Below are 9,407 nucleotides of genomic sequence, written 5' to 3' on the forward strand. Positions count from 1 at the left end.
CCAGATGTACGTCAATCGATGGGATGTAGCTCTGTAAAGCCAAGTAGGAATGTCCATTAACCTTGAACCGCACCGTCTCGTAATCCGTATTGCTCGTCAGCTTTATGCTGCTTATCAATTCCTCCGCGCCGTGCTGCTTGAACACGGACGAATCCTTTAAGCTGAAAACTTGTCCATTCCTTGCGACTACGATCAGCTGGGAGTTTTTATCCTGTACGCTGCTGAACGTTTGGGAGAAGAAATCGGATAACTGCATCGATATCTCTAGAATCCCGTTATGGGTAGCGTTGTCCGGATACTTGAATTCCTGTAAGTACGTCATGAAGGGCTCGTTCGGCATTTGTTCGGAGGGCATACCGGTGAGGCCGACGTTCTCTTGTATCTCCCACCAGGGTAAGCCGCCTTGCTTCATCACATCATCATGCCAAGGCTTGCTCTGAATACGCGACTCCTGCAGGATAACCGGCCAAATCTCATTCACATATCGGTTATCCGTGAATAGACGGACATTCGCGATCCGCGGATTGTTAAACAGAAAATATTGAAAGCTGTTGACCACGTCCTTCTTTATATGAAGAACTTGCGCCGTATCCTGAAATTGTTCGATTTGCAGATAATTATTCATTTCCCGATTGGATAACGCAAGCTGACCGGTCCATCCCATCAGCTCTACGTTATTCTCAATGTTGATCTTCTCTACTTCCAGCACATTCTTATTGTTCTCCAACAATTCCTTCATTGCCTTGGCGGACTCTTCATTAAGCGTATACCAAGAGAATAAAACAACCGGTATAAAGATAACGAACACAAATGACAGAATCAGTTTGACTTGAAGCGAAAGGTTAAACGTAAATGTACGTATCCCCAATAACCAACGAATTGCCGCAAATCCCATCCCCTATTTTCACATCCTGCTGCTTCCTCTATTGAACTACGGATTGAGTGACGACTTCAGCTTCTGTACATTTCGTTCATAGGCCGCCTGGCGGCTTGCTGCGATGGCTTCATACTCGGGATCCTCGGTAGTGACTTTCATGAATTCGGCGAACAGTCGGTCGAGTTCGGCATCCGACTTCGACATCAGCAGCTTCGGCAGCGTCTCCGCCCAGAGCCGCGTATTTTTGCCTACCGCAATACCTTCCTTCGTTGTCGGGTCCGGGTCCAGGTTTTCGAACTCGCTTGTGCTAACCGTCTTGCCCCTCGTCCAATGGGCAATTTGTTTGGAAGGCTCGGCATCCATCCCCGTCATCCATGCTAGATTCATGTTCGTATCCATTAGCATCCAGTACATATAAGAACCGCCATATTTGCTATCGAACGCTTGGCGATCGGTATTAAGCAGCTGCATGACCTCCGGCAGGAACTGATCTTTGCCGTCAATCGTATCGTAGGTGACGCCCTTCTCTCCTAAGAACAGGTCCTTGTTTCCCTCTTCGCTGAGCAAATAGCTGAGGAAGGCAATGGCCCTCTTCTTGTCTTTGACGTTCTTCGAGATGAGCGTCACAGTCCAACCGGAGATGCCGTTTCCTGCAAGGGTTGGCTTATCATGCGCATCGTTCGCCGGACCGTCAATCGCGATATAGACCTTATTCGGGTCCTTTTGATACAGCGCCTGGTTAATCTCTGAAAAATCGGACCACTGATACAGCATGGCAAAATAACGCCCTTGCGATATTTTTTCGTCCTTTTCCACTCGTTTCTCATCAAGAAAGACATCTGTCGGCATCAGTCCGTCCTCATTCGCTTGGCGAAACATCTTCAGCCATTTCAAATAGGTCGGGTCGCTTCGACGGTCGTACAATTTGCCGTTTTTCTGCTTCGGAATGGCTAGAAAGTTCTGAAGATAGTCTTCCAGCGAATAGTTGCCAGTTTCCGTAAATTCATGAAGGCCAATCGGAATGAGCGGCTTGCCGTCTACTTCCGGAAACTTTTCCTTCGCAGCCTTCAGTGCGCCGAGAAACCCTTCCGGCGTGCTCATATCCGGCTCCCCGAGGGCTTCATACATGTCTTTCCGAACAACAAAGGTCTGATTAGACGTAAAAAGCTTCCCGTATTTTTGATAATCCGCAGGGGATGAAGATGCATTCGGGTAGCTGTACACATTCCCGTCAGCCTGTGTGTACCAGTTAAGCTTCTCTGGGTCAGCGACTTTTAAAAAATAAGGATCGTATTGTTCCGCCAGCTCATTTAATGGGAGCACCATATCTCCATTGATCATCTTCTGCACGGAGTCCTCGTACGAGCCTAGCGTGATAAAGTCAGGGAGCGACCTTGCTGACATCATCGTGTTGAGCTTCTCCCCGGCGTCTCCAGCAGGCACGATAAAGTTCAAACTGACACCCGTCTTCTTCGTTATATAATCGGAAACTACGTTGCCCCCCCACTTACCGGTGAACCAATCGAAATTGATATACCAGTCAAACGTTATTGGTGTCGTGTCCAGCTTCCAGGCGGGCTCATTTGGAGATAGCTTCGTTTGAGAAGCATCTGCCTTTTTAAGATTGGCGTTGAAAATCGTATCATCAGCAGTACCATTGCTCGATGTGTCAGTGTTCCCAGAACAAGACGCCAAAGTCCAACACATCATCAGAGCCAGTAACAGCATTGCTGATTTACGCATTTTGTCCATTCAAAATTCCCCTTCGGCCGTTAATATCCCATTATTTAATATATTTCCACAAAAACAGACAATTGCCGTTCAGAATCCTTAATTTATTGCTAGTATAAAGGTTATAGCAGGCAAAGGAAAGAGTCTAACATGATACGCAGGGTTACTATATTTGGGATATTTCCTAATGCCGACTAACGCGAATAAGCGAGCAAGACAGGAAATATTCCTTCGTCTAGGCTCGCATTCGTTAGTTATGATGTTTTCGTTCCCCTATCTATGATTCCAGAAAAAAATCGATACATTTCTGGACAGAGGGATTATGGTGATGATACTTTTTAAATATAAGCTTAATCTCACGTACTGGCGTTGGATCTACGAAACGAATCATTTTCAGATGCTGGCCAGAAAATGTTTCAATTAATGAGGCAGGCAAAATAGCTACCCCCAACTTTTGCTGTACCATAGAAAGAAGAATAGCCGTCGAAGTGGACTCAAATTTCGATTGTAAAGATTTGGTGATTTTCTCGCTGAATGTATGAAGTTGCTCGATTAAACTTTTATCCCCAACAAATAAGGAAGATTCTAAACTTTCTAGCTCTTGAAAAGAAATAAAGGTTCGTTCTGCCCATGGATGATCCGCATAAACGACCAATGCTTGTTCTTCTTTATATAGGTGCATCGCATGAATTTCTTTATTTGGATCATATTTGTCGGCAATGCCAATATCGATACTACGATTCAATAATTGCCGTGATGTATTTTCTGTACTGGCAAATTTTATTGTAATGTCAGGATACTGTTCATGGAATTTCAAAAAACGGGGCATTAAATAATAAAAGTCAACGGGCGAAATGCCTATCGAAATTTTTTTTGCCAGAGCATAGCGTAACTCGTAAGTTTCTTTCTTCGATTCTTCAATAAGCCTCATTACGGAAAGAGCTTTTTTGTAAAGTATTTCTCCGTCAGCTGTGATCTTTACCCCTCTGCCAACCCTCTGAAACAAAGGGGTTCCAACTTCTACCTCTAGAAAGCGGATCTGTTGACTTAAAGTAGGTTGAGAAATCATTAACACTTCTGCAGCCTTAGTAAAGCTTCCTTCTTTGCAGATTTGAATGAAACATTCTAATTGCCTGAACATGGAAGATTCACCTCAACCTCTCTTACATATGAATCCATCTCTTGAATGAATAAACGTGCCATGGGCCTCATCGTAACGGAATTAAGATATACAAGAGATATATCCCAACGAGGTATATGGCCTTCTAATTTGACAATACGCAAAGAATCGTCCCTGAGGCTCTCAAGCAAAGATATAGGTATAATAGCTGCTCCAAGTCCATGACGAACCCAGTGAATCAATACTGAAGTGGAGGACGTTTCTATGCTCGACTTCAAGGCAAACCCACAAGAGAAACAATACATATCAAGTAATGATTTGTTTTGTTCCCGGAACATGATCGAGTTCATTTGCTTCAAAGATCGAAAAGGAATCGAAGATTTAATAGCCAAAGGATGTTCTGAGTGAATCAATAGCGCCATTTCTTGTCTATACAAATGAGTCGAAATGAGCGAAGTATCCAAAACTGGATATGCAGTGATCCCAATGTCCACCCTTTGCTCCAAAACCTTATTTTCGACATCCTCTGCATCGATAATTTTCAATAATATATTCGGGTACTTTTGATGAAATTTCATGAAGTAAGGAGCAAGATATTCAAGTTCAGCAGGACAACATCCAATAGAAATGGTTTCTCTAGATTTGTTGATTCGGCCAACAATTTCATTTCGCGCTTCTTCAAGAAGATTCATAATCGCATTGCCCTTATTCAAGAGAATTTTTCCCGCTTCCGTTACCTCAACTCCTCTACATACCCGATCGAACAATTGAATATTATACTCATCTTCCAAAACCCGAATTTGCTGACTTAGTGTAGGCTGAGTCACACCTAATTCTTCTTTAGCTTTGGTTAAACTTCCAGATTTGCAAACTTGAATAAAATATTCTAGCTGACGCAATTCCACAATGCATCCCCCCTTTTGTTAATTTGTTCTTCAGTTTCTTAACCTGGCGATTTTCCAGACACCATCCTTGCTGATCAGTACTATTACTTATTGCTTACCATATGAAGTGCTCATCCGCTGGTGGTAATGAGAGTGATCGTGGTAATTGCTGAACTTCTCTGTAATAAACATTATATGAAGGAAACTATCATGTAATATATCCGCTACATTTCAGGTGAAGGTTACTAGATTTTAGGGTTGGTCCGTCGGGGGAACACAGGGAGGTATAATAAGATCTAAGGTTGGGCGTAAGCCCAGTTTAGGGCTCTTAAGAGGATCATTTGTGTCAATGGCACACAATTTCCTTCGAACGCGATAAAAGCCCCCTGAGAGGTAACTTAAGCCCTGAGATAGCCTCCGAAACAGAGTGTTTTTAACTTTTATATCCTTGATTTCCTTGAAACAACAAAGGAGCCCAGTTTATTACTCCGGGCTCCTTTATGCTTAGTTAAGAAGTTACAACCAATATCATTCCGTTACTTTTAGTACTTTTGTTGGCCACAGCACAAAAGCTACACCAAATCGGCGCTCTTGGACCTTGAACTTAAATCAGCAAAATCTTATATAGCGAGCTGTCCCGCTCCTCAAAAACAACTAATGGCTTCGCCCCCAACCAGGGACGAAGCCATTAACTTTGCTTTGTTCAGCTATATTCTTAAAATGTCGAGACACCAACTCTATTGCCAAAACACTGGTGTAAAGGCTCCAACAATAATGTCTAGCACTAACTTTAATGTCACCAGATAGAAGTTGTCGGTCGTCGTGTTGTCGTCGTCGACAATTCCTTTATTCCCCTTACTCCACCGTTACGCTTTTCGCCAAATTCCGCGGCTTGTCGACGTCGTTGCCTCTGGCGAGCGATGCGTAGTAGGACAGCAGCTGCAGCGGCACAACCGACAGGGCAGGCGTCAGCAGCGGCAGCGTCTTAGGAATCGCAAACGCCTGATCTACCGACTTCAGCAAACCTGCGACATTTTCTTCATGGGTAATCGCCATGATGTCCGCGCCGCGTGCGTTCACTTCCTTGATGTTGCTGACCGTTTTCTCCAGAACGGCTTCCTGGGTTGCCAGGGCAATAACCGGAATGCCTTCCTCGATCAGCGCCAGCGTACCGTGCTTCAGTTCACCCGCAGCGTACGCTTCGGAGTGAATATAAGAGATTTCTTTCAATTTCAGCGAACCTTCTTGCGCTACCGCGTAGTCCAGTCCGCGACCGATAAAGAATAAGTGCTCATGCTTGGAAATATGCTCTGCATAGGCTTTAATGGCATCCGGCTTGGCCAGCATGCTCTCCACCTGCTCCGGCAGAGCCTGCATAGCAGCTACGATCTGAGCCACCGCTTCCGGCGTCTGCGTGCCGCGAACCTCGGCAAGGTACAGCGCCAGCAGATAGAACGCGATCAGCTGCGACGTATACGCCTTAGTGGATGCTACGGCAATTTCCGGGCCGGCCAGCGTCACGATGACGTCGTCGGCGTCACGGGCGATCGAGCTGCCCACCACGTTGGTGATGGCCAGTACGTGTGCGCCGTTTGCTTTGGCTTCACGCATCGCAGCGAGCGTATCCGCCGTTTCACCGGATTGGCTGACGACGATGACCAGCGTTTCCGGCGTTACGATTGGAGAGCGGTAACGGTATTCCGACGCTACATCCGTCTCTACCGGAATGCGTACCAGCGATTCAATCGCGCTGCGTCCCACGAGACCTGCATGGTATGCTGTACCGCAGGCAATGATTTGAATGTTGCGGATATTTTTGATCTGATCGGCCGTCAGCTTCAGCTCTGGCAGAACTACCTTTTTACCCGACTCGTCAATCCGTCCGCGCATCGTGTCGCGATAAGCTTTCGGCTGCTCATGGATCTCTTTCAGCATGAAATGCTCAAAGCCGCCTTTTTCCGCCGTCACTGCATCCCAGTCGACATGAATCATTTCCCGAGAAATAAAATTCCCCTCAATGGTCATCAATTCGACAGAATCCTGCGTCAATACGGCCATCTCACCGTCATTCAAAATATATACTTTACGCGTATATTGAAGAATTGCCGGAATATCCGATCCGATGAAGTTCTCTCCTTCGCCAATCCCGATAATCAGCGGGCTTGCTTGACGCACAGCCACGAGTTTATCCGGTTCGTACTCGGTCAATACACCGAGGGCAAAGGCGCCGCGCATATAACCGATGGCCTTCTGAACCGCTTTGACGATATCGCCGTCGTATTCGCGGGCAATCAGGTGGGAAATAACCTCCGTATCGGTCTCCGACACGAAATGATGTCCCTGGCTGATCAGCTCATCCTTCAGCTCCAGATAATTTTCGACAATGCCGTTATGCACGACCGAAAATTTATGGCTGTTGTCCGTATGCGGATGAGAGTTCACGTCCGATGGCTTGCCATGAGTAGCCCAGCGCGTATGCCCGATGCCGGCACTTCCCACCAGCGGTGTCCCTTCCAGCTTGGACTCCAGATTGGCCAAACGTCCTTGCGCCTTGGCAATTTGCAATCCCTGGTTGGTGAACACGGCAATACCCGCAGAATCGTACCCGCGGTACTCCAGCTTCTTCAGACCCTCGATCAATACCGCTTGCGTATCCTTTTTACCAATATATCCGACAATACCACACATAGTTAATATCCTCCGTTCACTTCTTCGAATTGGGTTTTAGAAGAGTACGGGAGCATAAAGGTGCGGCATAGCTCAGGAATGTACAGGAAAACGAACATTGTATTCAGTTATACAAGGTGCATTCACGAATGTACATCCTAGCATCGCCGCATCTCTTATGCGCTTGCCCGCACACTCATGAAAAATGATCACTATTTTCTAACACCCACTGGAAACGTTGTGTGAACGGTCGCCCGTTCATTTTCCGTTTCGAGTTTTACGGCTGTGGTGTATCACCGGGAGGTCCCCGCGAACAATTCGAACACCTCCACCTCGTCAACTTGATGCTGCCGTGAATCCGAAGCGTCGTGCTCCTTCCGATTCTTCCCCGCGCAAGCCCAAGTTCTGGCGCTATTGTTGCTAACCTCACGACCCTCGCTTTCTGTTTCGTAATGACATTTACTAATTATATTCATGTCATCTCCGTTTTGCAATCGGGCTGATAGCCCCAAATCGGAGTCCCCGTTATATACCCTGTAAAAAAGCCGATGAAACCGCAATTCTAGTCTCACCGGCCTATGGCATTTATGCTTTATTTTATAGAAAAAACCAACATTTACCTGCTATACTAGTTCCCGTTTCACCACATCGACGATTTGGGAGACATACTGATCCAGGTCCTCCTTATTAGGACCTTCAGCCATGACGCGGATCAGCGATTCCGTGCCGGAAGGACGAACCAATACCCGGCCGTTATCCCCAAGGATCCCCTCAACGGCTTGAATAGCATCCTTAATGGCCGCATTGCCTTCATACTTGCTCTTGTCCTCTACCCGTACGTTCACCAACACCTGAGGGTACTTGCGCATCATCGTTCTCAGTTCGCTCAGCTTTTTGCCCGAAGCTTGGATCGTATCCACCAGCTGGATCGCGGTCAGAATGCCGTCACCGGTCGTATTGTAGTCCAGGAAAATAACATGCCCGGACTGCTCTCCGCCCAAGTTATAGCCACCTTTACGCATTTCCTCCATCACATAACGGTCGCCGACAGCCGTTTTGGCCGTTTTCAGCGCCAGCTTCTCGGTCGCTTTATAAAAACCGATGTTGCTCATGACGGTCGATACGATGGTGCCGTTGTTCAGCTTACCCTGCTTGTTCATAGCGTCGCCGCAAATACAGAGGATGAAATCGCCGTCAACTTCCTCGCCCTGATCGTCAATCGCGATCAGACGGTCCGCATCGCCATCGAAGGCAAGACCCAGGTCTGCCTTAGCCTTCAGCACTTCTTCTCTCAGCTTTTCCGGGTGGGTGGATCCGCAGTGGTCATTGATGTTCAACCCATTTGGCTCGGTGCCGATCGTAACCACCTCTGCGCCGAGCTCCTCAAACAGCTTAGGAGCCAGCTCGTAAGCGGCGCCGTTGGCACAGTCGAGTACGATCTTCAGCCCGTCAAAGCTGTGGGAAATCGTCGTTTTCAAATACTCCAAATATTTATATTTCGATTCATTATCGACAATAACATTGCCCAGATCCTTGCCAATCGGACGCGGAAGCGTATCTTCGGCTGCGTCCATCAGCTCTTCGATTTTCAGTTCGGTCTCGTCGGACAGCTTGAAGCCGTCCCCGCCGAAGAACTTAATGCCGTTATCTTCGACCGGATTGTGGGAAGCCGAAATCATAACGCCGGCGTCCGCCTTTAACAACCGTGTAATATACGCCACCGCTGGTGTAGATACAACACCTACACGGATAACATGCGCCCCGATGGACAGCAGACCCGCAACCAGTGCCGATTCCAGCATAACTCCCGAAATCCGGGTATCCATTCCAATGACAACCGTAGGTTTCTCCACGTCCCCGGTCAACACATAACCGCCGCAGCGTCCAATGCTGTAAGCCATTTCGGCCGTCAGTTCTTTATTGGCAACACCGCGTACTCCATCAGTTCCAAAATATTTCCCCATAATTGATCTCCTTTTTGAGTGCATCTCTAGTTACTATATGTGTTCGTTCAGATCAGGGTGAGCCGGTATCTGTCTGTGGCTCCTGCCCTTCCGGCGGCGTGGTGTCACCCGCCGTTCCATTGTTGTCTGTCTCATCCACGTTCGTCGAATCCGTCTCGGACCCT

5 protein-coding genes and 1 pseudogene are annotated in these 9,407 nt (G+C 47.2%); all 6 read right to left on the bottom strand.

The genetic code is table 11. The features are described 5' to 3' along the window. Nucleotides 1–739, bottom strand: a pseudogene (locus CPT76_RS28945) (sensor histidine kinase); the annotation flags it as partial. 192 nt (nucleotides 740–931) lie between these two features. Further along, the gene (locus CPT76_RS28950; protein WP_374954741.1) at nucleotides 932–2,629 is read right to left on the bottom strand and encodes an extracellular solute-binding protein; all 1,698 of its coding nucleotides are present in this window, start codon (nucleotides 2,627–2,629) and stop codon (nucleotides 932–934) included. A gap of 256 nt (nucleotides 2,630–2,885) precedes the next feature. Then, entirely contained in the window at nucleotides 2,886–3,749 is an 864-nt protein-coding gene (locus tag CPT76_RS28955; protein ID WP_105445341.1) for a LysR family transcriptional regulator, read from the bottom strand. Next, entirely contained in the window at nucleotides 3,734–4,633 is a 900-nt protein-coding gene (locus CPT76_RS28960) for a LysR family transcriptional regulator (RefSeq protein WP_105445342.1), read from the bottom strand. Before CPT76_RS28960 ends, CPT76_RS28955 begins: the two co-directional genes overlap by 16 nt. 834 nt (nucleotides 4,634–5,467) lie before the next feature. Then, entirely contained in the window at nucleotides 5,468–7,300 is a 1,833-nt protein-coding gene (glmS, locus tag CPT76_RS28965; RefSeq protein ID WP_076176244.1) for a glutamine--fructose-6-phosphate transaminase (isomerizing), read from the bottom strand. A gap of 602 nt (nucleotides 7,301–7,902) precedes the next feature. Next, nucleotides 7,903–9,243 carry a phosphoglucosamine mutase gene (glmM, locus tag CPT76_RS28975; RefSeq protein ID WP_105445344.1) on the bottom strand — a complete coding sequence of 447 codons (1,341 nt, stop codon included), beginning with the start codon at nucleotides 9,241–9,243 and terminating at the stop codon, nucleotides 7,903–7,905. Nucleotides 9,244–9,407 lie beyond the last annotated feature (164 nt).

This window comes from Paenibacillus sp. AR247 (genome assembly GCF_002968895.1).
GTDB classification, from domain to species: domain Bacteria; phylum Bacillota; class Bacilli; order Paenibacillales; family Paenibacillaceae; genus Paenibacillus_AQ; species Paenibacillus_AQ favisporus.

What these genes read in the sequence shown, in the direction of transcription:
- CPT76_RS28950 (WP_374954741.1), bottom strand. Translation starts at nt 2,629, where the DNA reads ATGGACAAAATGCGTAAATCAGCAATGCTGTTACTGGCTCTGATGATG.
- CPT76_RS28955 (WP_105445341.1), bottom strand. Translation starts at nt 3,749, where the DNA reads ATGTTCAGGCAATTAGAATGTTTCATTCAAATCTGCAAAGAAGGAAGC.
- glmS (WP_076176244.1), bottom strand. Translation starts at nt 7,300, where the DNA reads ATGTGTGGTATTGTCGGATATATTGGTAAAAAGGATACGCAAGCGGTA.
- glmM (WP_105445344.1), bottom strand. Translation starts at nt 9,243, where the DNA reads ATGGGGAAATATTTTGGAACTGATGGAGTACGCGGTGTTGCCAATAAA.